This window comes from Herbaspirillum sp. Her4, from assembly GCF_057961335.1.
In genome coordinates, this window is the sequence record NZ_CM176330.1 from 3,854,334 (window position 1) to 3,878,769 (window position 24,436).

At 60.6% G+C, this 24,436-nt stretch carries 18 protein-coding genes and 1 pseudogene; 16 read left to right on the plus strand and 3 right to left on the minus strand.

The features are described from left to right. Nucleotides 1-27 precede the first annotated feature (27 nt). Genes ACWFUC_RS17480 through ACWFUC_RS17500 form a run of 5 tightly spaced genes read left to right on the plus strand, consistent with a single transcriptional unit; the run spans nt 28 to nt 4,668 of the window. Nucleotides 28-1,134 (plus strand): ADP-ribosylglycohydrolase family protein, encoded by a 1,107-nt coding sequence (locus ACWFUC_RS17480; protein ID WP_209584986.1) that lies wholly within the window; start codon nt 28-30, stop codon nt 1,132-1,134. Next, entirely contained in the window at nt 1,131-2,066 is a 936-nt protein-coding gene (locus ACWFUC_RS17485) for a carbohydrate kinase family protein (protein WP_489622782.1), read from the plus strand. Before ACWFUC_RS17480 ends, ACWFUC_RS17485 begins: the two co-directional genes overlap by 4 nt. Next, nucleotides 2,063-2,971 (plus strand): nucleoside hydrolase, encoded by a 909-nt coding sequence (locus tag ACWFUC_RS17490; protein ID WP_204725583.1) that lies wholly within the window; start codon nt 2,063-2,065, stop codon nt 2,969-2,971. Before ACWFUC_RS17485 ends, ACWFUC_RS17490 begins: the two co-directional genes overlap by 4 nt. Continuing rightward, the gene (locus tag ACWFUC_RS17495; RefSeq protein ID WP_489622783.1) at nt 2,946-4,202 is read left to right on the plus strand and encodes an esterase-like activity of phytase family protein; all 1,257 of its coding nucleotides are present in this window, start codon (nt 2,946-2,948) and stop codon (nt 4,200-4,202) included. The genes ACWFUC_RS17490 and ACWFUC_RS17495 overlap by 26 nt, the downstream gene beginning before the upstream one ends. 19 nt (nt 4,203-4,221) lie before the next feature. After that, the gene (locus tag ACWFUC_RS17500) at nt 4,222-4,668 is read left to right on the plus strand and encodes a VirK family protein (RefSeq protein WP_204725584.1); all 447 of its coding nucleotides are present in this window, start codon (nt 4,222-4,224) and stop codon (nt 4,666-4,668) included. A gap of 38 nt (nt 4,669-4,706) precedes the next feature. Here the strand turns inward: ACWFUC_RS17500 and ACWFUC_RS17505 are convergent, their stop codons facing one another. After that, nucleotides 4,707-4,937, minus strand: coding sequence for a hypothetical protein (locus ACWFUC_RS17505; RefSeq protein WP_489622784.1), 231 nt, complete (start codon nt 4,935-4,937; stop codon nt 4,707-4,709). 95 nt (nt 4,938-5,032) lie between these two features. Continuing rightward, nucleotides 5,033-5,698: a hypothetical protein gene (locus tag ACWFUC_RS17510; RefSeq protein WP_489622785.1), complete on the minus strand. Its 666-nt coding sequence runs from the start codon at nt 5,696-5,698 to the stop codon at nt 5,033-5,035. A gap of 78 nt (nt 5,699-5,776) precedes the next feature. Here ACWFUC_RS17510 and ACWFUC_RS17515 point away from each other — a divergent pair. From ACWFUC_RS17515 to ACWFUC_RS17540, 6 genes are all read left to right on the plus strand, one after another. After that, a protein-coding gene (locus ACWFUC_RS17515) for an IS3 family transposase (RefSeq protein WP_489622786.1) occupies nt 5,777-6,876 on the plus strand; the annotation gives its coding sequence in 2 pieces (ribosomal slippage) (nt 5,777-6,029 and nt 6,029-6,876; 1,101 coding nt in all). Between the two features lie 53 nt (nt 6,877-6,929). After that, nucleotides 6,930-7,238: a hypothetical protein gene (locus tag ACWFUC_RS17520; protein WP_489622787.1), complete on the plus strand. Its 309-nt coding sequence runs from the start codon at nt 6,930-6,932 to the stop codon at nt 7,236-7,238. Between the two features lie 754 nt (nt 7,239-7,992). Continuing rightward, a complete protein-coding gene (locus ACWFUC_RS17525) occupies nt 7,993-11,172 on the plus strand; it encodes a hypothetical protein (protein ID WP_489637225.1) in 3,180 nt (1,059 codons plus the stop codon). 633 nt (nt 11,173-11,805) lie between these two features. Next, nucleotides 11,806-13,665, plus strand: coding sequence for an IucA/IucC family protein (locus tag ACWFUC_RS17530; protein WP_489622856.1), 1,860 nt, complete (start codon nt 11,806-11,808; stop codon nt 13,663-13,665). Further along, nucleotides 13,662-14,891 (plus strand): MFS transporter, encoded by a 1,230-nt coding sequence (locus ACWFUC_RS17535; protein ID WP_489622857.1) that lies wholly within the window; start codon nt 13,662-13,664, stop codon nt 14,889-14,891. Before ACWFUC_RS17530 ends, ACWFUC_RS17535 begins: the two co-directional genes overlap by 4 nt. A 96-nt stretch (nt 14,892-14,987) precedes the next feature. After that, entirely contained in the window at nt 14,988-17,090 is a 2,103-nt protein-coding gene (locus ACWFUC_RS17540) for a TonB-dependent receptor (RefSeq protein ID WP_489622858.1), read from the plus strand. A 291-nt stretch (nt 17,091-17,381) separates the two neighbouring features. Here the strand turns inward: ACWFUC_RS17540 and ACWFUC_RS17545 are convergent, their stop codons facing one another. Continuing rightward, entirely contained in the window at nt 17,382-18,290 is a 909-nt protein-coding gene (locus ACWFUC_RS17545) for a LysR family transcriptional regulator (RefSeq protein WP_121045402.1), read from the minus strand. 123 nt (nt 18,291-18,413) lie between these two features. On the opposite strand from ACWFUC_RS17545, the gene ACWFUC_RS17550 reads away from it, so the two are divergent. The 5 genes and pseudogenes from ACWFUC_RS17550 to ACWFUC_RS17570 form a co-directional block, all read left to right on the plus strand. After that, nucleotides 18,414-18,911, plus strand: a complete 498-nt coding sequence (locus tag ACWFUC_RS17550) for a lactoylglutathione lyase family protein (RefSeq protein ID WP_489622859.1) — start codon at nt 18,414-18,416, stop codon at nt 18,909-18,911. After that, entirely contained in the window at nt 18,904-19,911 is a 1,008-nt protein-coding gene (locus ACWFUC_RS17555) for an alcohol dehydrogenase catalytic domain-containing protein (protein WP_489622860.1), read from the plus strand. Before ACWFUC_RS17550 ends, ACWFUC_RS17555 begins: the two co-directional genes overlap by 8 nt. A gap of 35 nt (nt 19,912-19,946) precedes the next feature. After that, the gene (locus tag ACWFUC_RS17560; protein WP_489622861.1) at nt 19,947-21,329 is read left to right on the plus strand and encodes an MFS transporter; all 1,383 of its coding nucleotides are present in this window, start codon (nt 19,947-19,949) and stop codon (nt 21,327-21,329) included. A gap of 377 nt (nt 21,330-21,706) precedes the next feature. Then, nucleotides 21,707-23,980, plus strand: coding sequence for a catecholate siderophore receptor Fiu (locus ACWFUC_RS17565; RefSeq protein ID WP_489625557.1), 2,274 nt, complete (start codon nt 21,707-21,709; stop codon nt 23,978-23,980). Between the two features lie 52 nt (nt 23,981-24,032). Next, nucleotides 24,033-24,398: pseudogene (locus tag ACWFUC_RS17570) on the plus strand (PKHD-type hydroxylase); the annotation flags it as partial. Between the last annotated feature and the right edge of the window lie 38 nt (nt 24,399-24,436).

The following is a 24,436-nucleotide window of genomic DNA, read 5'->3' on the forward strand; positions in this document are numbered from 1 at the left end:
AACCCCTTCGCATTACAGGAGAAGCATGTGAGCAGCACAAACTTGAGGGACAGGATCTTCGCCTCGCTGGCCCTGGCCGGTATGGGCGACGCCCTCGGTGCCCAGACCGAACAATGGAGCATCGACGAGATCGCCGCCCGTCACGGCGGACTGGTGACCCGCTTCGGCACCCCGCCCGATGACACCTTTGCCGGTGCCAATGCCGGCAAGCGCGCTGAGGTCACCGATGACGCCAGCCAGATGTACTACCTGGCGCGCGCCCTGATCGCCGCCGACGGACGGCTCGACTATGACGGCTGGGTGAGCTGCCTGCTGGATTGGGCCAGCACCAGCCCCAAGGCGGGATTCATGGGGCCGAGCACGGCGCTGATGGTCAAGGCCTTGCAAGAGGGCGGCGATGTCAATGAGGTGGGCATCATTGGCAGCTCGCGGCGCAAGATGACCACCATTGGCATTACCAATGGTGCGGCCATGCGGGTGGCACCGGCTGGGCTGATTCATCCCGGCGATCTGGCGGCGGCCTGCGAACAGGCACTGGTCACCTGCCTGCCTTCACACGATACGGATGTGGCCATTTCCGCCGCCTGCTCGATCAGCGCTGCCACTGCCCAGGCGCTGGTGAGCGACGATCTGCAGCAGGTGCTGGCGGCGGCCACCCACGGCGGCCGTATGGGCGAGCGAATGGCCAGCCAGCATGCGCGCTCCGTGGCCGGGCCGAATTATCTGGCCAGGCTGGAAATGGCCTTGAGTATCGCCGCCGAATCGCGCAACGACCGCGAGTTTCTGGTGAACATGGAAAAGAAGGTCGGCAATTCCGTGTTGGCAGCGGAGTCCGTACCGGCGGCCCTGGGCGTGGTGTGCTATGCGCAGGGTGATCCTTTGCGAACCATCGCACTGTGTTCCTCGATCGGCAATGATACGGATTCCATCGCCACCATGGCGGGGGCCATCGTCGGCGCTCTGCGCGGCACGGCTGCGTTGCCGGCCGATCTGCTCAGTGAATTCCTGGAAGTCAATCATGACGACTTCGACCTGCAGCAGATCGCCGAGGGCCTTAGCCAGCTTGCGATCGTCAACATGGCGCAACGCGCCCAACGTCTCTCCAGCACCGTATCGCCACGGGTACAGCCATGAGTTCGCGCCCGTACGACCTGCTGACCCTGGGCGACCCGGTGGCCGACCTGATGCTGCGCGCCGAGCAGCTGCCGCCGCCCGGCGGCAAGACCGTGGGGCAATGGCTGGGCGTCCTGCCCGGCGGCACCACGGCCAATGTGGCCTGTGCGGCCAGTCGGCTGGGGATGCACTGCGCCCAATTCGGACGGGTTGGCGATGATCCTCATGCGCAGCTGCTGCGCGACTCCCTGGGGGAGTATGGTGTTGCCACGCAATGGCTGACCGTGCAGCAGCAGGCGGCCTCGGCGTCGGCAGTCGCAATCCTGGCGCCTTCCGGGGAGAAGTCGATCATCTACCTGCCCATGGCCGCCGCCACGCTGGATACGGACGCTTTGCACACGGCGCTCAGACAGTCGCGGCTGGTCTATGCCATGCCCTACGATCTGGCTGAGCTGGAGACGGTCAGTCACCTGGCCCGTGCTACTGGCACGCTCGTGGCCATCGATCTGGAGGCAGCCGTGGCACCGAACGCAGACGAGATGTGGCGTCGGGCCTCGCTGGCGGACATCGTGTTTTTCAACGAGGCGGGCTTTCACAAGGCGACCGGCTGCGCACCCTCCGCTCAGGTGCTCACCGAGGCTTTGCGCCTGGGCCCCTCGGAGATCATCGTCACGCTGGGGGCGGGTGGGGCCCTTGGCGCAGTACGTACCAGTTCCTCCCGCCACGCGGCCTTCCCCGCACAGGTGGTCGATACCACCGGGGCCGGCGACTGCTTCAACGCGGCCTATCTGAGTGCCCGCCTGAGAGGACAGCCCTTGTCGCTGGCGCTGCGTTTTGCCTGCGCTGCTGCCAGCTGCGTCGTCAGCGCCCTCGGTGCGCGCCACGGCTTGCCCGACCAGGGCAGCGTGGCCGCCATCCTTACCGCCACCGCTTGCACAGGAGCCACTTCATGAGCACTGTCATCATCGACTGCGATCCCGGTATCGACGATGCGCTGGCCTTGTTCCTTGCTGCCGGCAGCGTCGAGCTGGATCTGTTGGCCATCACCACCACGGCGGGCAACCGGCCTGCTGCGATCACGGCCGGCAATGCCCGCAAGCTGATGGATCTGGCCGGTCGGCCAGACCTGGCTGTTCACGCCGGGGCCGAGCGCCCCTTGAGCGGCCAACCGGCGCGCTGCAACCTGGTGCATGGTGAAGACGGCCTCGGTGGCGTCCTGCCCGGGACACCCGCTGCTCTCGAGAGCGAGCACGGTGCGCTGGCATTGGTGCGCCATCTGCAGCAGGCACCCGCCGGCAGTATCGACCTCGTGGCCATCGGCCCTTTGACCAATCTGGCACTGGCCGAATTGCTGGTGCCGGGCATTCTGCGGCGGAGCAGGCGGCTTTCCATCATGGGCGGCGCCTTGCGGGTGCCGGGCAATATCACCCCGGCGGCCGAGTTCAATTTCTATGCCGATCCGCTGGCGGCTGACTTGGTCATGCGCAGCGGTGCTGCCATCCATCTGTATCCGCTGGATGTAACGCACCAGGCGGTCATGAGCCCCGCGTGGATCGAGACGACAGGGTGCCTGGCCAATCGCTGCGGGCAAGCGGCCGCCGCCATGCTCAGGCAATACGCCGCCATGGATCCATTGCTGCACGATGTCTGCCCGGTTGCCGCGCTGCTGCAACCTGCCTTGTTTGGCGAGCAGCTGTGCCGCGTTGAGGTCGACTGGCGCCCCGGTCTCACCGAGGGCTATGCGCTCACGCAGTTTGACCCGCCAGATGCGTCTGCCTCCTTCATTCGAGCCGCCACCAGCGTCGATAACGACGGGTTGCTGGCGCTGGTGCTTGAAAAACTTTCCGGTCTCCCGTGAATCCGGCTTTGTCATGCGATGGACCGTCGCTGAACTCCAACCGTTCCTGTTTATGCGTTCATTACCGTTGCCTGTTTTTCTGATCCGCACCCGCCTGGTGTGGCTGGCTTGCCTGCTGGCTTTCTGGTTGGGCGGCTGTGCCGTCAACCCGGACCAGAGCACACCGACGAAATCCCTTGTGGGCAGCCTGCGTCTGCTGGGCGAGCAGCGTATTGCGCTCAATGCGCCATTCATGGGGACGGTGATCGGCGGCTTGTCCGGAATCGACTACGATCCCCGCTCCGACACCTGGGTCGCGGAAAGCGATGATCGCTCCGAGGTCAGTCCCGCGCGCTTTTACACCTTGAAGCTGCGCTATGACCTGCAGGGATTTCATGCCCTGCAGGTGGATGCGGTGACGCTGCTGAGACAAGCCGATGGCAGCCTGTACCCGGATGCAAGAGAAGCGGCAGTGCGGGGCGGCGATATTCCTGATCTGGAATCCATACGGGTTGATCCGCTCGATGGCAGTCTCTGGTATAGCAGTGAGGGTAATCGTCCGAAAAAGATGTCGCCCTTTGTCCGGCGCGCTGATCGCGACGGGAGCTACCTGTCACAGTTTCCCACCGGTACGATGTTCCAGGTGCGCCCGGATCAGCCACTGGGGCCGCGCGACAATCTTTCCTTCGAAGGTCTTTCTTTCTCGCCCGACGGACAGACACTGTGGCTGGGGATGGAGGCTCCCTTGTATCAGGACGGCGAAGTACCTACGCTGGAACATGGTGCTCTGGCCCGTATCACTCACTATCGTCGCGACGGCACGATCATCGCCCAATATGCCTACTCCTTGGACGCAATTGCGCATGCACCGGGAGGCCGATATGCCGATAACGGCCTCTCCGAGTTGCTGGCCGTCGATGCACATCATCTGCTGGCACTGGAACGCTCGGGAGTGCAGGGGAGCGATGGCGTGTTTCGCTTCCACATCCGGCTCTACGAAATGGATATCAGCAATGCTACCGATATTGCGGCGATGCCTGCACTGGCCGGACAGTGCTGCATCAGGCCGGCCGGCAAACGACTGATCCTCGACTTTGACACCTTGCCGCTGGCGAAGATCGACAATCTGGAGGGCGTATCCTGGGGGCCGCGACTGGCCAACGGGCATGACAGCCTGGTCTTCATTTCAGATAATAATTTCAATGCCTCCCAGGTAACGCAGCTATTGGCGTTCGAAGTGATTCCCCCTTGAAGAGAAAGGACTGCTTTCAATGAAAATTCTGTCCACCGTAGCACTGCCTCTCATCGGTCTGTGCTTGAGCGTGCCCTCCGCTTTCGCCGACACAGTCCCTGTGACGGCGTTATCCAGCCAGGCCGACATCGTGCAGGCGCTCGACCAGGGCGCGACTGTGCGGCTCTCGCTGGACCTGAGTCATTGCCGCCCGGATGGGGTGACCAGCCGGACTGGCAAAGCGAAAGGGGGCCTGACCATCGATGCTTATCTTGTCATGGATGGCGTGCTGAGCTTCTCGGACAGCCATCCTACTGTGAGCAGAAACGGGGAGCCGTTATGGCAATTCCTGCGCTACCAGGTCAAGGCCGATCAGAGCGTAACCTTCACTGCTGACATGTTCCAGCTGCCTGCTTACACGCGGCTTGGAGAGCGCATTTCCTACCAGTGCAGCATCAATGAAGGCATCCGGTTCTTCCGGCAATGAGCCATGAGTGCAGGGCGTGTACGCCCTGTGCAAAGGCCCTAGCGATAGCGGTCGCGGTTGCAGCTCAGTTCGAAGACCAGTTCGTGACGCGATGAAGTAAAGGACAAAGGCCGCTCCTGATTTTGGTCGGCATGGACGCGGCCGGTCTTTCGCCACTGTTCCATTTCTTCGGCCACGGTTTGTCGTATGGCGTTGCGTAACGCAATGCGGAACAGGATGACGATAACGATGCCGCAGCCGATCCCCGTGATTTCCAGCCAATCGAGCATGATTCCTCCTGTGTGCCAGGTTGAGACTAAGTGAGCCGCCACGCATAGGTAGGTGTGACTGGAGAAAGAGTTCCTCGACGCATTGAGCACCTGTATCAGGCGCGGTGCGTAAGCTCGATGCGTGCAGGCATGGCGAGCGAAATGTGCGACATGGCTCGGAACGCTGAAGCTCCTGCTGCCAGATCCTGATCCGTCGCTACCCTGCATGATCCATCCAGTTCGCCAGCCAGTTGCGCAAGAGGGGTTGCGCTGACGTCCTCAGTGAACTCCATTTTCAGGATGGAACGGATTCCTGAGAATGCGTAAGCTCTTGTCGCCTGGTAAAACCGGGACATCTCGTTCATGAATCGGGGCAATTCACCCGGTGGCACCTTGCACTCACCCAAGTTTGAATCAAACACGGTCAGTGAATGCCTATCCCCTTGCGAAAATACGCTGAGGTTGTGGCCGGCTTCTTCTCCGCTCTGATTGGTGAGACTAATGCCAAGATCGTAATAACCGGGCGATCTTTTCAGTAGCTGTTCTGCACGTAGATACGCTGCTGACCCCGTGAAAAATTCATTGCTGATGCATCTCGCCTGACTTGAGTAGACGCTTGAGAGATTTGATACCGCCGTATCGAACTGGGCTTCGAGCCCCAGCTCCAGCAGCCTCTTTAGCGACGGCGCTGCACCGGAGTGGTGATGAACATTTTCCTGGGCGTACAGTCGTTGTGCGATGGTGGCATGTGCCGTACCACGCTCCGACATCAGCAGGGACATGCGTACCGAGGTGACCTGAGACGAATTTTGTAGCCACCGGCTAAGTGAGTTCTTTATGCTAACGCCAAGGAGAACTCAATGAAGAAGCGATTTACGGACGAACAGATCATCAGCATCTTGCGAGAAGCAGAGAGCAAGGAGATTGCGACGGTAGATCTGTGCAAGCGTCATAACATTACAGAGCAGACCTTTTACCGCTGGAGAAACAAGTTTGGCGGTATGGATGTCTCGGATGCCCGGCGGCTCAGAGAGCTTGAATCCGAGAACGACAAGCTCAAACGCATGGTGGCGGAGCAGCTGCTGGTGATTGATGGCTTGAAGGAGTTAAGCCGAAAAAAATGATGACCTCCGCGGGCCGGCGCGAAGCGCTGGAAGTCCTTACTCGTCGGGGGCTGTCGCAACGCAAGGCATGTCGTTATCTGGATCTGAGCCGGCGGGTAGCAGGTTATCAGTTGCTACAACCTGAAAAGGATCGGAGTCTGACGCAGCAGCTGATCGCGGCATCGCAAGAGGTCCCTCGATTCGGCTATCGGCGTATGTCTGCCTGGCTGGCCTTGGGCGAGTCCCGAGTACGACGGCTCTGGAGCGCGCTCAAACTGGGTATTCCACGAAAGCGGCCTCGCAGGCGTCGATGCGGCAACGACATTCGGCTACCTGGAGCAACCAAGCCCAATTCGGTCTGGAGCTACGACTTTGTTCATGACCAGATGGTGGATGGACGCTCATTGAAGATGCTGTGCGTGATCGATGAATACACCCGGGAATGCCTGGCCATCGAAGTTGCTGCCAGTTTGCGCTCCCAGGACGTCATTCTGACGCTCTCGCGATTGATGCGGTTACATGGAAAGCCGGCCTACGTTCGGTCGGACAACGGCGCCGAGTTCACAGCGGCCAAGGTCATGCGCTGGCTGCGGGATGCCTCCGTTGGTCCCGCCTTCATTGCGACAGGCAGTCCATGGCAGAACGGATTCGTGGAAAGCTTCAATGGCAAGCTGCGTGACGAACTGCTTAACCGGGAGTGGTTCCGCAGTCGGGCAGAGGCAAAAGTGCTGATTGAAAGATGGCGTCAGTTCTACAACGAGCGCAGGCCGCATAGCGCACATCAGTACCAACCTCCAGCTACGGTCCGTCGAGCCTGGCTGGAATCGAATATGATCGACAACCGACTCACTGCCTGACTGGCTACAAATTACCGACGCAGGTCAGAGGCTTTTGCCGAAGGTTTCGCCTGATGCAGACGAAGCCAGACGGAGCCCATACCTCGGCAGATTCCTTTCTGGCTTTCAAGATGGTCGGCACCGAAGTGCCTTTGCTGGGCCAGTGCCTTTTGCATGCGTGCTTTGACGTACTTGCGCAGCGCAGGCTGCAGTTCGTCCCATTGTGGATGATCGATATCGGCGCACTCATTGACAGAACCGGACGCAGCTTCCTGATGCCGGAAGAGGCGACTGAATTTGGCCAGCGTGGATTCGCGGCGGCGAGGCGGTCCGCCGACCTGGCTGGAGTCGCCAAGCGCAGCAGCAGGACTGCCGCAAGGTAATTGACCGGCGTTTTCTGCGCCGCAATCCTCTGTTTCCGGCGCCGTACTCCATGGGAGAGATGCATTGAGGTGGGCGGAAGGATTTGAGCACGGAAACATATTTCTAAATGAAAACCGACGTGGGCAGTTGGAGTGATGAAGATTCAATGTCCTGATGGGTGCTGGAACGAGTAGATAAGTTCGCCGAGCGCATCTGAAACAACGCGAATAATTTATCCATTCTTGATTTTCCCGATTTGTCTATTTTTAGGCGATTTTCGGATTGGTCTGCGCTTGTCTGTGCACCCAACAAGGGCTGGGCATTGATCCATCGTTTGGGGGCTTTACTTCGGATCACCGGCACAGGCCCGACTCTGCGAGTCAGTCAACACCTGTCGCCGATCATCGGAATTTTTTTCCGGTCTTTCGCTTGCAATCCGCTAGTACGTTTGGAACCTGATGCCGGGTAGCGGGCGGTGCCCTCGCAGGGCAGAGCACCCGAACACTTGAGCGGCACGGAAGGGCAGGTGCAATGGAACCAGGCGCGTCCGCGCACCACTCATGAGCTCCATTGCCCATCAGGAGCCTGCGGATGAGGATTGCCAGCCATTCGATCAGCACCATGGTCCCCACGGAGACTGAACTCAATGCTCAGGAGGCAGCGGCCTCATCGAGCGGGGGACCATCGGCTGTACTCGGTGCCACCAAGACGGGGTCGGCCAGCATGCGTCACAGCCGTCCAGTTTGGCTCCAGTCTACGGAGTTCGCCGACGACATGGCGCTGTCAGCGCACTCGGGCCCGCGCACAGCTGAAGCTGCGCCTCAGGGTGGCGATGATTTTTCATCCGCGCTGGAACAGTACCTGGCGGTGCGCTGGAGGCACGATCGCACTGCCGCACTCGACCATATCGGCTCGGCCAGCTACGCGCGTCAACGCCGCGAGCAATTGCAAGGCATCCACGATAGCGGTTATCTGGCCCGTCAATATGGCCTCCTCACGGCCAGGAAAGAATACGCACTGAGCGGGCCCGCACTGGAGCAACGCCATGTGCCCGGCCTTACGGTGGAACATCAAGAAAGTGCTGAATATCAGCGGGATGCGCCCTCCGAGAGAACCAGGACGCAATGCCTGGACATCTACCGCATCCTGGGGCGCAGCCATCCTTCCAAGTGCGTCCTTTTCGCCAATTCGCAGACCAACGCGGCCCGCATCCTTGCCCAGCTCAAAATGCGCAATTCGGCTTCCCGCCTGGTCCCCGGGCGCAAGGAGCCAGGCCGGATCCTGCCCTTGAAGTCGGGCCTGGTGGCCATCGAATTGGCCAGCGAGGCACTGGCACCCGAGGCGCAAAAATTGGTGCGACGCCTGGGCTGCCAACCGTCGCATTTCCATGTCGACAAGCTCCACTGGCAGTCTACCCATCCGGCATCTGACAATACGGTACGGCCGCGCAAAACGCTGCAGCAACTCTTTGATGAGGAACGCATCGACAATCACGCGCACTTGCAGTCGGCCTGGGGCGAAGACATGGCACGCACGATAGCATCACTGCGGCAGCTGCCACCTGGTCATGCCATGCAGACGGTAGCCAACAGCACCGCATCCTTGCTGGCAGCATTGCAGCAGACCCTGCAGAGCAAGCTGGACAGCCCCGGATTGCGACACGATCCCCTCATCGCCAATGCTCTCGACAGCCTCCTCAGGACTGCGCAGGCAATGACCACGGTGACCAACGACTCCACGCTGTTCTTCTCGGCACAGGAGGCGATCATTGAGGAAATGCATCTTCTGCTGGCGTCCGTCCAGCCCTACGGCGAGACCGATTTCAAGAAGGCAACGGCAGCATTGCTAGAGCGCCGATGTGGACCGGTGCTGGGTCAGCTGCAGATCGCTCCACCGGAAACTTTCCTGCTCTCCAGCGGCATGGATGCCATTTCCACAGGCGTGGAAATGGCGCGCAAGCTGACCGGCACGAAGCGCACACAGGCATTGGCCCAACAGGATCCCTTGCCGGACTACTTTGAGACGGTCAAGCTGCACTCGAAGGGACATTGGTACGACCAGGACCGCATCCGCATGGCACCACTTCATCCGAGCTGGCCCCAGCGCCACGGCGAACAGGACAAGCAGAACGATTGGAGCACCGACAAGCTGGTCAGTCAGACCATCGCCTGGGTCAAGAACGGGAAGATGAGTAAAAGCGATCCCGGTGTACTGGTGCTTGATGCGACGCTGGAGCAACGTGCTGCCGATGGCAAATCCGATCTCGCCGATGTCATCGAGAAGCTGCAGCCGTTGATCGACAGTGGTCAGCTCAAGATCGTACTCTGCAAGAGCTATCAGAAATACACCTCACTGGGCAGTGGCAAGATCATGGCGGGGGCAGTGACCGTCATCGGACGTGACGATGCCAAGACCCGCCTGGCCAACTGCAAGCTGCGCGAGGCAGAGCAGGATCTTGGCTGGATCAACAATGACGAGAGCCAGTTGCTGGTGCACATGCTCGGCCACGCGCAGGACGATGAACTCAAGCTCATCGACGAAGCCACCAGAAATGCCGCCTTTGTCGATGCCTTCTGTCTTCGAAAGACGCACCAGATCGATGCCGGGATGATCTTGCGGGAAGAGGATCTGCCTTTCCTTCTCCTGAATACCTTAAATGCTCGTCGGGCCATGCAGATCCTTGCGCGCCAGGTGGAGCTACGGACCAGTTTCGGCTTCCTGGGGACGTCGATGCTGGATGTCGGGAGAGAATTGCTGCGCTTGACCGTGGGCCGCGAGAGCAGGGAAGAGCTGGTTGAGAAACACTATGCGCTGGGTTGGATGCTGGAAGGTGGACTGTCCGTCAATGATGTTCCCCAACTGCACCACAAGATCATGGAGGTCGCCAAGGATGCTTTTCGTACCATGCTGGAGGAGGGCGACGTGATGCACTGGGGCCCTACGGCGATACAGATCATCAACAAGCGTTTCGACACGCGTGGTATCCCTGCGCCCTTGACGCTGCAGCGCTGCGAGGCCGTGATGGACGAGCTCATCGTCAGTGCGACGCAGACTTCCAAGTATGCCGCGGATAGGGTGGCCGGCCAGAAGCAGTGGCTCAGGGAGGAACTCGACAGCCTGCTGGAGGAGTCCGAATACCTGTCCGACGCGCTGATTACCGATCAGATTGGTATTGTCTGCAGCGCCTTCGCCCCACGCTTGAGTGATGCGGCACGCCATGGTACGGATGTGGCGGCGATGCGCGCGGAGATTCAGCGAACCGGTATGGCCGCCGGCACAGGCGAGGGCGAGAACCTGTCGGCTGCGATGGAACGAGCCCGCTATGCGCCGCATGCCATTGCCTCGCTGCTGACCGGAAGTGCGTTGGCATTTGCACCGGGGGCGATGCCAGAAGAAGATCTGTCTCGTTGGGAGTCACTTTTCGCGATGTGCCTGGACTCAGGCTTGCCCGGAGTGAGTGCCGAGACCCGCGCGCATATCCTTTCGGACTGGGCCTTGCTGCATGAACGCAATCTGCAATCCGAGGACCCAGCCCTACAGCGTGCTGCAGCAGAAGAGATGCTGCGTCACCTGCGTCTGGGCTCCTATCGCGACATCGGAGCCAGGATCTTCGCCGCCATCAACGAGAACATCTTTGCCGCGCTTGCGCCTTCGGTTCAGCAACGCCTGAGTGAAGCCTTGTGCGCCGGGCTGGATGTGGATGCCCGCCTGGCCTTCATAGAGAAGCTGGCACAACGCAAGCAGACCAACAAACTGGCGGCGTGCGTGAAAGGTTTTGCTACCGCGTTGGCCCGCGAGCCCAACGCGGTAGCTGCCTTGCAGATGCCCGATAATCTGCTGGAGGGCAGGATCGCGCCGCATGAGCAAATGCGCCCACTCACGGAGGAGAAGCGTGGAGAGCTACTGCAGGCGCTACAGTCCTATCAAGGGCCGCAGGTGGACGTAACGCTATGAGCAAATGTCTCGGCCAGTGTTTTCAGCGCAAAGGAGCCAAGGTCTCCTGGACGATGGCTATTTTCTCTTGGGGCGTGCGTCTTCTGCGACGCTCCGGCTCGGTCAGAATCTCGATGTGGTCCACGGTTTGCCTAGTCGTAAAACTGGTCATAAGACTATCCTCTATTTTAAGAGAGTCTTCGTGTCCTGAGATTCAAGGGGCTATTCCATTCTAGTGCCTACACAACTGAGTTCCTCACGGGCCTTGTTCGAAACCCCAAAACCTGTTCGCGGTCTGTTCATAGTGTTCGAAAACCAAGACGCTGGAGCTAACTTCTCGTGCCGCCTTGAGTAGTGTGTCCTTCAAGCTATGAAGGGTGCGCAACACCAAGGGGATGCAGTTTGGCGGATTGATCGACCTTGGTAACAAGGCACTTTCTCTTCATTTGCAACAGAAAAAGGCAAATTCGTTTCAGGTAATAAGGCACTTTTACTTCAACGAACGAATGGCGGCTTTTCTCGTGGGCTTCGAGGTGGGAAATAACTATTTTACATAATACAAATTATACGAATAAATACCCCTCGAATAAATAAGAATTATAGCTATTCTCATTTGATACAATTCAAAGACACTTTGTTACATGAGGCAACAATATGCGTACTTTGAATCTCATCCAGGACCTAGGTGAACCCCAAGATGTCCATCTCAACCGAGCCTGGCATCAAGCCCGGCAGCGCAGCCTGCAACGCACCCTGCAAGCGCTGTTCCGCGAAAAGCTGCTGCAGCGGGAACACCTGATCTTCGATGGGCACTACGCCTGGCTGCCTTTGTGGAAAGCACAAAGCATGCTGCGCATCGAGGGCCTGCACCTGGGTGTGGCGGACAACTGCCAGCTCCACGGTTCCATTGCACACTACAGTGTCGGAAACCCGGTCCCGCAAGCCTTGCTGAGCTCGTCCATGTTGTTGGCAAAGGTGGCTCGGGCGCATGAGGACATTTCCGAAGCCAGCCTGCAACGGCTGATCATGGAGCTCTCCAACAGCGCAGAAAATGACGCCGTTTGCCTGAATTACCGCCAACACTGGGGACTTCGATTGCGTGCCGAGTTCGGGCATCAGCAGACCAATTTTGTCGCCGCATTATTCCGTTCAGCGCACCCCAACCCGAGCCTGCTGCTGGAACAATGGGGCACGCTGGGCCATCCCTGGCACCCCAACTACAAGACCAAACTCGGCCTGAGCAGCGCCGAGGTCATGGCGCTCTCGCCCGAATTTGAAGCCACGATCACGCTCTCCCTGGCAGCAATGCACGTCGATGTCGCCTGCATCACCGGCGGCCAGGACCACGCCGAATACCGGCAATGGTTCGCTACCCACTACCCGCAAGCCTGGGAAACGTGGACAACAGCCTTGCAGCACCGAGGTGAAGACGTTTCACACTGGCTCCCCCTGCCCTTGCATCCCTACCAGCTGGATCGCGCCATCCCCGAACGCTTCGCTCAGGCATTGGAAAAGCGCCAGCTCCTGCTGCTGCCCGAAGCGAGCCTGCCAGCCCGGCCGACCATGTCCTTCCGCACCGTGGTCCCTGAAGGCTCGCCGACACAGCCGCACATGAAATTGCCCGTATCGCTGCGCCTGACCAGCGTCGAGCGTACCGTCTCGCCCAAGTCTGCCGTGATGGGCCCGCGCCTGACCAGGCTGCTGCGCGACATCATCGCCAGGGAAGACGGTTTCGGCGGACGGCTGGCCATCCTCGGTGAAGAAGTCGGCCTGTATTACCGCGCCCCGCAGGGCAATGACGATGTCTCCCGCCACCTGGCCGTGCTCTACCGCAGCAACCCCATGACGCAACGCTGCAAGGAGCGCATGCCGGTACCGGTGGGTACCTTGTTTGCAGATTCCCCTCTGAGCGGGCGTCCGCTGGTCTGCGATCTGGTCAGCGCAGCGTGGGGAGACGACGCCGATGCTGCCGAACACTTCTTTGCTGCCTATCTGGACGTCGCTTTGCCGGCAGTGCTGGGAGCTTATCTGCGCTATGGCATCGCCTTTGAAGCCCATCAGCAGAACAGCTTCGTGATGGTGGATGCCCAACTTCGGCCCGTGCAGATGCTGTTGCGCGATTTTGGGGACCTGCGCATCCATGCCCCCGCCTTGCGCCACAGCAGACTGGCGCTGGAAACTTACAGCAGCAAGCACACCCTGTTCGAAGACAACGATTCCGTGCGCGACAAATTTCTGCACGCCTTCATGCTGTGCCACATCATCGAACTTGCCTTGCTGCTCTCACGCGCCTATCAGAAGCCGGAAGCAGCATTCATGGCGGTACTGCGCGAGCGTCTCGAAGCCTGCTTCGCGGAACTCAAGCCAAACACCGAACCGCAGCGTTGGCAAACCGAGTATCGGGCACTGCTGCAGGATGACTGGCCGGCCAAGTCCTTCGTCCGCATGCGCCTGAGCGACACCTCCGAGGACGTCGTCCTGCGCATGCCCAATCCCCTGCTGGGCGCAGCATGAGCGTGTTGATGGGCCGCAGTCCGGCTGTGGCGTTGCGCTATCTGATGGCCATCCAGCTGCTCTCGATGGGCGCGATGGAAATGAGCGGCCCCTTCTGGCCTCTGCATTTGCGGGAGCTGGCTCCCATGTCGGCTGCCACGCTGGCCTGGGTCAGCATGGCGGTCTATGCCGGCCCCTTGTTGATGACCATGCTCACTGCCCCCTGGTGGGGCCGCCTGGGCGACCAGACCGGCCACAAGCCGATGGTGGTGCGGGCCTTGCTGGCGCTGGCGGTCAGCCAGCTGATGGCGGCCTGGACCGACAGCGTCACCGTAGTACTGCTGGCACGCCTGATCCAGGGCGCGCTGGGCGGCTTCATCGCTACGGCGCAAGCCTATGGTGCGGGTCTGGCCACCCCGGCGCAGTGCAGCTCACTCATGGCACGATTGCAAGTAGCCACCGCCATGGGCTCAGCCCTGGGCCCATGGCTGGGCGGCATCCTGTTTGACCTCTGGGGGTTCTGGATCGTCAACCTGACGACCGCGCTGGTCTGCGTGCTGTGCGCGCTGCTGGCTGCGGTGGCCCTGCCCTTCGTCAAGCCAGCCGCGCCGACTGATCGACAGCGCGCATCATCAAAGCCGGTTGCTCCAACGGCGGCAGAACGCCCTGCACTGCACGCGTTTCAAGGCTTGTTGCTGGGCATCTTGCTGGTGCAGGCGGGCAAGATCATGCCGCAGGCTTTCTTTGCGGTGTATGCCGATCAGGTCCTGCATGCCAATGCCAGCTTCACCGGCCTTTGCTATGGCGCTACCGCACTGGGCCTGTGCATTGCGGCTCCGCTCTGGGCACGCGCCTTCGCTGCACTGGCACCGGAGCAAGTCCTGCAGCGGGTCAAGTGGATCACGCTGGCCTGCGCTGCCACGCTGGCCTTGCAGTCCATGAGTCATGTGCCGGCATGGTTTGTCGCGGCACGCTTGCTGTGGGGCGTGTTCCTCGGCGCATTGCTGCCGGTGTTCTACACCCTGCTGTCACGCCAGGCCGATGGCCACCGCCAAGGCTGGGTGCTCGGCGCCGGCAACAGCGCGGCCAAGGCCGGTGCCCTGCTCGGAACAGCTGCCGGTGCCTCGGCCATGGGCTGGCTGCCGATCAGTGAAGTGTTCTGGCCCAACGCTGCCGTCTATCTGATCGTGGCCGCCGCCCTGCATGGTTTGCAGCGACGTTCCGACACCCGCGAGGCCGCCAGCTGAAACACCTCCCTTGCCGTCACAAGCTTTCCCTCCGCCAGCCTTCCGCCAGCCTCTGCAACAGAAGTTCGTCCATTCACAACGTAAAACAATATTGCTATGAACACCAAACTGTGTACCCTCAGTGCCCTGCTGGCCCTGGTCTTCGACAGCTACGCGCAACAAGTCCAAACCAATGCGCTGCCGGAAGTGACCGTCAAGGCGACCGCAGATGACAACAGCGGCTACCGGCCCAAGAACTCCTCGGCGGCCACCAAGATCGACGTACCGCTGCGCGACGTGCCGCAAACCGTCAACACCGTCACCAAGCAGGTCATGCGCGATCAGAATGCCCTGTCGCTGCAGGATGCCCTGCAGAACGTGGCCGGTCTCAGTTTCAGTCTGGGCGACGCCCAGCGCGACCAGGTCATCATCCGCGGCTTCAGCGCCATCACCGATCAGTTCATCGATGGCGTGCGCGATGATGCGCTGTATTTCCGCGACCTCTCCAATGTGGAACGCGTGGAAGTGCTCAAGGGTCCGGCCTCCGTGCTGTACGGACGCGGCTCGGCGGGCGGCATCGTCAATCGTGTGACCAAGAAACCGAGCGACGATCCGGTCAGCGAGATCGGGCTCACCGTCGGCAGCGAAGGACAGAAGCGCACCGAATTCGACGTAGGCCGCAACAGCGCCGACGGCACGCTGCTGTTTCGCCTGACCGGCGCGGTGGAAGACTCCAGCAGTTTCCGCAACCAGTATTTCCTGGAACGCCAGGCACTCTCCCCTTCCCTGACCTACAAGCCGGATGCGCAGACCAGTTTCACGGCGCAATTCAATTATCTGCACGACAGGCGACTGGCCGACCAGGGCATCCCCAGTTACCGGGGCCGTCCCGCCGATGTGCCCATTGCCACCTATTACGGTGCGGCCAACGGGCGCGACAGGGCCTTCGTGCAATCCGAGGTGAAGGACGCCACCTTTACCCTCGACCACAAGTTCAGCGAACGCCTGGCCTGGCGCTCGGTGCTGCGCACCTACGATTTCGATCTCGACCGCAACTACACTACCATCAGCCGGGTCACCCAGACCGCCAATCCGACGGTGACGATCGCCCAGGCCCATCGCCAGCGTGCCGAGCGTGGCTTGTTCTGGCAAAACGAACTGACCCAGAAACTGCAACTGGCGGGCATGCACCACGAGCTGTTGTATGGCGTGGAATACAGCTGGCAAAACAAGACTGACTGGCAGGTCACGCGCAACAATGCGGCGACCTATTCCCTGTTCAATCCGGTGCTGGCCAACTTGTCGCCCATTGCGGCCAACGCCGTGCCGAACATCAATGCGGAGACCCGGATCAATACGCTGGCCACCTATGTCCAGGACCTGATCAGCCTGACGCCGCAATGGAAACTGCTGGCCGGTCTGCGCTATGAGCGCCTGTCCCAGGACCGCGATGACAAGGTCGCCAGATCCAGCCTCAATCGCGTCGACACCCCGCTGTCGCCCCGTGTGGGCTTGGTCTATCAGCCCGATGAGCGCACCTCGCTGTATGCCGGCTACAGCCGTTCCTTCCAGCCGCTGGCGGACTCCTTCGTCTTCTACGGCAACAGCGCCCAGCTGGAACCGACCAAGACCGAGAGCAAGGAGGTCGGCATCAAGTACGAGCTCAACGACAAGACCAGCCTGACGGCCGCGCTGTTCGAGATGACGCAGAACAACATCCAGGTTGCCGACCCGAACCGGCCGGGCTTTGCCATCAACGTCGGTCAACAGCGCACGCGCGGTGTGGAATTGTCCGCCAGCGGCGAGCTTGCACCGCACTGGAATCTCATCGCCGGCTATGCCTACATGAATGGGCTCATCGTTCAATCCAGCGGGCTGACCTCCGCTGGCACGCCCTTCCAGGGTAACGTGTCGTCCCTTACGCCGCGTCACACCTTCAACCTGTGGCTCAAGCGCGATCTGCCTGATGGCTACTGGGTGGCGGCGGGCGCGCGGGCCGAATCGGCGCGTTTCGCTTCCTCTGACAACCTGACGGTATTGCCCGGCTATGCAGTCATCAATCTTGGCGCAGGTTATGTAGCCGAGAAGTTTGACGTCACGCTGTCACTGAAGAATCTGCTGGATCGCCGCTACTTCATCTCCGCCCACAGTGCCGCCAACGATTACAACATGCCCGGCGAGCCGCGCAGCCTGCTGGTGAGTACGCGTTACCGGTTCTGATGGCGGAGCGGCCGCGTACCGGCTTTGCGCCGCATCGGATCCTGTCCCCTTGCAGACAAGAGCCGATGCGGAGGCGAGCAAGTCGCGGCCGGCCTGGCCCGGATCTCCAGGACTACCGATGATTCGAGAAGTCTGCCTCGGTACGGGATATATTCCCTCGGCCATCATGAAATGGATTCAACCCTCAGCCTTAGCGGGGTGGCTTGAATTGGCCGGCCATCTGATGCTGTCGTTATGCTGTAGCGAGGCGCAATGCACTGGCTGGATCCGGCGCAGCTGCCGCCAAGGAAGTCAGCCGGGACGACCATTGTTGATGCGGTGGAGCGCCAGATTCATCATGGTCTCGCGGAGGAACTCCACCACTCGTCGCGCACTCGGCGACAAGGGCCACTCCGCCCGATGGATCAGCCACAGGTTATCGACCACCTGGGTGCCATTCTGGATGACCTGCAACTGATCCTGTCGAGCGAACGCCTGACGCGCAAAGCGCGGGATCACCGTGAAGCCCAACCCGCGGCTCACTGGTTCCAGGATCAGGCCAATCTGGTTGCTGAAGCCATGGCAGGGCAGCTGCCGCACCCCAGGTGCGTCCGGGAAGCGACGGCTGAGCAGACGCGTGGCCATGGCCTGCCCGTCCGGATGATCGATGAAACCCAGTCGTGCAAGATCATCCCACTGATCTGCATGACGGCCGGCGGGTACCACCAGTTCGAGCGGCTCTTCTGCGAAGTGCGTCACACTCAGACGCGCATCATCGGGCCGCAGCGCCAACACCCCAAGTTCATAGCGGTTCTCCAGTACCTCACGCAATACTTCGGTATCGGGAGCAAAGCGGTGGCGCACTGACAGCCCCTGCCAGCGCTGCTGCAAATCCATCAGTAGCGGATACAGGCATAGTCCGATGCTGCCCGGGGTGATGAGAGAAACCTCCCCCGGCGTATGGTCCGCCTCTACCAGACGCTGACGCAAACGGCGCTCGGCATGATCAGCCTCACGGCAGTATTCCAGCAACAGCAGGCCGGCTGGCGTGAACTCGAGGCGGCGCGGGCTGCGAATCAGCAAGGGCCCCAGCTCAAGTTCCAACTGACGCACGTGCTGACTCACGGCCGCCTGCGTGAGGCCCAGACGATCGGCACTACGGGTGAAGCTGCCCTCCTCGCCCAGTGTGGCAAAGGTTCGCAGCCATTGCGGATTTAGCATAAGCAAAATTTATGGCACTGATAATTTGCACGTCATTTTAATGATTCGGGGCAGGTCCTACACTACGACCCTCTGGTCCGTCGCAAATCTCCCGCTGCGCCCTCAGTCTGGAAAGGAAATCTCGTGCCCCGCTATCCCCGGAATTTTTCTCACATCGGCCTCTCAGTCACGGATCTGGATGCTGCCGTCAAGTTCTATACCGAAGTGCTGGGATGGTACCTCATCATGCCGCCCACCACGATCAGCGAAAATGACAGCGCCATCGGCGTGATGTGTACCGATGTCTTCGGCGTCGGCTGGGGCTCTTTCCGTATCGCCCATCTCTCCACGGGTGACCGTGTCGGCGTGGAAATCTTCGAGTTCCGCAACGCTGAACGCCCGGCTGACAACTTCCAGTACTGGAAAAGCGGCGTTTTCCATTTCTGTGTGCAGGACCCGGATGTCGAAGGGCTGGCCGCCCGGATCGTGGCAGCCGGAGGCAAGCAGCGCATGCCCGTCAGGTATTACTTTCCCGGCGAAAAACCCTATCGCATGGTCTACATGGAAGACCCTTTCGGCAATATTCTGGAGATCTACAGTCACAGCTACGAGCTGACCTATTCGGCGGGGGCTTATGCCTGAGATCGCCTTGCCGCCACTGCCACCGGACCACCTCGCGTGGGGTTGGTATGCAGGTTTTGACACGCGGGCCTTGCGCCCCGAGCGGCAGCCGCTGCCGCAGGTCGGGACGGGCCAGGTGCTGGTGCGCAATCGCGTCGTCGGTCTCAACCCGGTTGACTGGAAAGTACTGGGCCGCATGGGCGCATCCTGGGCCCCCGGACATGTGCCCGGGGTGGACGGTGCGGGAGAAGTCATGCGCTTGGGTCCGGACGTACCGTACAACTGGCTGGGCAGCCGTGTGGCCTATCACCAGGACCTGCGCCGTGGTGGCAGCTTTGCCGAGTACACCGTGGTCGATGCGCGTGCGCTCATGCGTATTCCGCATGCAATGAGCTTTGCTGATGCAGCAGCCTTTCCCTGCCCTGCATTGACGGCTTGGATGGCGCTGCAGAAGCTGCCTGCGCCTGCGGGCCGGAGGTTGCTCATCAGCGGAGCCGGCGGATCGGTTGGCCACTATCTGGTGCAGCTGGCGTGCCGTCAAGGCTGGCAGGTAACCGCCATGGCCCATGCGCGTCATTGGCCGCGCCTGCATGCGCTGGGAGCGATCAACTGCCTCGATGGCCCCCTGTCGCCGACTCATGGTGCATTGATCAATGACCTGCACGTCACGGCCATCATCGATTGCATCGGTGCACAGCATGCCGCCCTGCTCGCCTCCGCCCTGGATGCCAATGGCCATCTGGTCTGCATACAGGGTCGCCTTGAACACTGGCCTTGCGCGCCATTCGGCCGCGCGCTGTCGCTACATGAAGTGGCGCTGGGTGCCTTGCACGTGCATGGCAGCGATGCCGACTGGAATACGCTCACCGGCGCTGGCCAGCAGATGTTGCAGGATCTCGCCCGGAGGGACTTGCAAGCCGAGCAGCATCTGCTGCATGACTTCGATCAGCTGCCTAAATCGCTCGAAGGACTCAAGCAGCGCAATTTCACCGGCAAGTCGCTGGTCCACGTCAGTTCATGAACGCCGCTACGGCCTTACGGGGAAACGCCGCCCGGATGCGCTGGATTACGTGGCTGGTCACCGGCGCCCTGTTCATGGAGATCCTCGACGGTGCCATCACGACGCCGGCCATCCCCGCCATGGCGCGCGACTTCGGTGTCACGCCACTGGCCCTCAATGTAGGCATCAGTGCCTATCTGCTGGCCGTGGGCATCTTCATCCCTGCCAGCAGCTGGATCGCCGATCGCTTCGGCTCGCGCCGGGTCTTCATGTCGGCTATCGCCCTCTTTACGCTCAGCTCAGTGCTTTGCGCACTGGTGCAGCATCTGGAAGCCTTCGTTGCGATCCGCATCATCCAGGGCATCAGCGGCGCCCTGATGGTCCCGGTCGGGCGATTGGTGATACTGCGCCAGACCCCGCGCGAAAATCTCATGGCTGCGATGTCCGCACTGATCTGGCCGGCGCTGGTGGCCCCGGTGCTCGGTCCACCATTGGGCGGCTTCATCAGCCAGCATCTGGGCTGGCAATGGATTTTCCTGATCAACGCCCCCCTCGGTCTGCTGGCGTGGGTGGTGGCGTGGCGCATCCTTCCCGACGTCCGTGGCGAACAGATCACTCGCTTCGACTGGACCGGCTTCCTGCTCTGTGGCGGCAGCATCTCGCTGTTGCTGATCGCACTGGAGAAGTTGGAGGCCAATATCGACGCAACAAGCCTATGGTCCGGCCTGGCCGGAGTGATTCTGGGCGGACTGTCATGTCGGCATTTCTTGCGCAGCAGCGCGCCGATGCTGGACCTGGCAGCACTGCGCATTCCTACTTTCCGCTTTGCCATGTTCAGCGGCACACTGGCCCGCATGGCCATCGGTGCTGCGCCTTTTCTGCTCACGCTGATGTTCCAGCTCGGCTTCGGTGCTGATCCAGGTACGGCCGGCCTGCTGGTACTGGCACTGTTCGCCGGCAACCTTCTGATGAAGAGCATGACCACCCGCGTGTTGCGCGAGTTCGGCTACCGCCAGGTCCTGTTGTTCAATGGCGCGCTCTGTGCACTTGCCTTGCTGGGCTGCGCCCAATTGCAGCCACACGACTCACCGATCCTGATGGTGCCACTGCTGATCGTTGCCGGAATGACGCGCTCGATGCAGTTCACCGCCCTCGGCACCATCGGTTTTGCCGATGTGCCCAAAGCCATGATGGGACATGCCAACGGACTGTCCAACACGATCAATCAGATTGGCATGGCAGCCGGCATCACCGTCGCTTCACTGAGCGTGCGCCTGGCGCACGGCGGGGTGAACCGTAACCTCGTTACTCCCACCCTGGAAGATTTTCAGACGGCCTTCATCGTACTGGCACTGATGGTGGTGGTGAGCCTGCTGGGCGTGCTGCGGCTACCTGCGCATGCAGGGCAGGAGTTCATTCAACGCGGCGGGCAGGGCTGAACCCCAAGTTGGCATTTTGTCGCGCGCAGGTTTCCATGATCATCTCGGGCGTTCTATCGCGCATGGATCATCTGATTCAACGCAGTCCACCCTGACAAGAGGCCTACCCATTAAATTCGGATCAACGTTGTTGCAATACACGCGCAACGATTGAAGCGCATCCGCCTGGTATTTCCTGGGGCTGCAAATCCAGGTAAAGGACATCGAATGTGTTTTAAATATAAATAATTCTTATTTAAAATATTTCAGTTCTAGCAGTCGCTTGCAGACTCCATCCACGGCTTGCACCTGCATCTGCCAGATACTCCGCGAAATCCCGCCAGCCGCCAGACTCGCCCCCTCCCTTCAAACCAGGAATCTTCGCCACCTGCATGTCAATGCGGGCGGTGGCGATTGCCTTTCCGCTTCACAGAGGACGCTTCGTGTCATACATAAAAAGTCGCAAACGCGCGCCAAACGATTTCCCTGTCTCACCGCTCTCTCGCGGCAGTGCTACCGTCATCACCGGACTGGCCATGACACTGTCGGTGTCCGTGACCCACGCCGCTGATACCGGCACCGGTGCTGACAGCAGCACCGCTCTGCCCGGTATCACCGTCGAGGCAAGCGGGACCAAGGTCCTGTCTTCGCCGAAGTACACTGCCCCTCTGGCCGAGACCACCCAGACCATCCAGGTACTCGACAAGGAAGTGCTGAAATCCGAGGGCGTGACCACCCTCACCGAGGCCATGCGCAACGTGCCAGGCGTCGGCACCTTCAACGCCGGCGAAGGCAACGGCGGCCCGAATGTCGGTGATGCGCTCTACATGCGCGGGCTGGATATTTCCAACAGCATCTACGTCGATGGCATTCGCGACCTCGGCTCAGTGACCCGCGACATGTTCAATATCGAACAGGTCGAGGTCACCAAGGGTGCGGCAGGTACCGACAATGGCCGTGGCTCGGCGGCTGGTTCCATCAATCTGGTGACCAAGCAACCCAAGCTGGCTGACAGCTTCGATGCTTCCGCAGGCGCGGGTAGCGGCAGCTACCGGCGCACTACCCTGGACTGGAACAAGAACCTGGATGAATTCAGAAGCGGTACGGCTTTCCGCCTGAACCTGGTTGGCGAGGATTCTGGTGTAGCCGGTCGTGATCAGGTCAGGAACCGCGGTTGGGGTGTCGCTCCCTCACTGGCCTTCGGCCTGCATACCGATACCCGGGTCTACCTGAACCTGCTGCACGTGGAAAAGAACAACCTGCCCGAAAGTGGACTGCCCACCATCGGTATGGCCGGCTTCTCCGGAACCGTCGCCGGACTGTCCTCTGCAAGCCAGGTCAACAGCAGCAATTACTACGGCAGCAGCGATTCGCACGACAACTCCATCGCTACCATGGCTACTGCACGTGTCGAGCACGATATCAACGGCTCCACCATGCTGCAGAACACCACGCGCTGGGGCAAGAACAGTGTCGACTACCTGGCCGTCACGGCCGGCGTTCCTACCACCAGCAACGGCACCATTACCCGTCTGGGTGCAGCCAAGCAACTTGACGACGAGATCATCTCCAACCAGACGAACCTGACGACGAAATTCACGACGTTCGGCATGGAACACAGCCTGAGTTCCGGCTTCGAAATCTCGCGGGAGAAGCAAACCAATTACGGCTTGAACAAGACCGGCACCCTGTCTTCCCTCAGCCTCTACGATCCGCAACTGACCTCCAGCGGCCTGACCATTACCCGCAACGGGCAGGACGCTGTGTGGCAGACCGATACCGCCGCGCTGTATGCGTTCGATACGCTCAAGATCAACCAACGCTGGCAGGTCAATGCGGGTCTGCGCCTGGATCACTACAAGACCACTTACAACGCCATCGCCACTACCGGCAACACGAATATCGAGGGCAGCGGCAACCTGTTCACCTACAAGCTGGGCGCACTCTACAAGCTGACCAGCAACGGCAACCTCTATGTCAACTACGCGCTATCGCAGTTGCCGCCGGGCAGCACCAGCAGCTTCGGTGCCTATTCGCTGTCGAGTTCAACCAGCAGCGCCAGCAATCCGAGTATGGAACCGCAGAAGTCCAAGACGTTGGAAGCGGGCACCAAGTGGGAATTCTTCAACCAGAATCTCCTTCTGACCGCGGCGCTGTTCAGGACCGATGTCTACAACGAAGTCTACGAGAATGACGATGGCACGTATTCCCAGATCGGCAAGAAACGCGTGCAGGGTGTCGAACTGTCCGCTACCGGCAAGATCACCCGCGACTGGGACGTGACTGCGGCCTATACGCATCAGAAGACCGATATCGTGGTCGGAGCGGCGACCGCACAGGATGGCTCGTCCACCCTGCCCTATGCCCCCGAGAACGCGTTGAGCCTGTGGAGCAGCTACCGCATGCCAATGGGACTGACCGTCGGCGGCGGCGCGCGCTATGTCGGCATCGTCAAGCGCCAGACCAAGCTGGCCACCACGCCGGACCACATTCCTGCGTACTGGGTGTATGACGCGATGGCAAGCTACAAGGTCAGCAAGAACTGGGATCTGCAATTCAACGTCTACAACCTCTTCGACAAGCACTACATCACCGCCATCAACTACCTGGGATATCGCTATACCCCGGGCCTGGAGCGCTCGGCGCGTGTGACCGTCAATTATCACTTCTGACGGAAGATGTCCCCGGGGCTGAAGGCCCCGGGATTTTTATGAGGTCTGGACGATGTTATTGCATATTCCCAACGTACTGAGCCGGGAGCAGGTCCGAGCGATGCGTGACGCCATTGATGCAGCCGACTGGATCGATGGTCGCGCCACGGTCGGCAGCCAGGGCGCTCAGGTCAAGCGCAACCATCAACTGCCTGAAGATTGCCCGGTGGCACGCGAACAGGGACAGCTCATCCTGCGCGCCTTGCAGCAGAATCCGATGTTCTTCCGGGCAGCGCTGCCGGCGCGCTACATGCCGCCTCTGTTCAACCGCTATGCCAGCAGCACCGGGGAAACCTACGGCCTGCATGTAGACGGCTCGCTGCGCGGGGTTCCCCATTCACCGATGTGGCTGCGCACCGATGTCTCCAGCACGTTGTTCGGGGTCTCCTCGTTTTCAGTGCAATAAGTGACGGTACG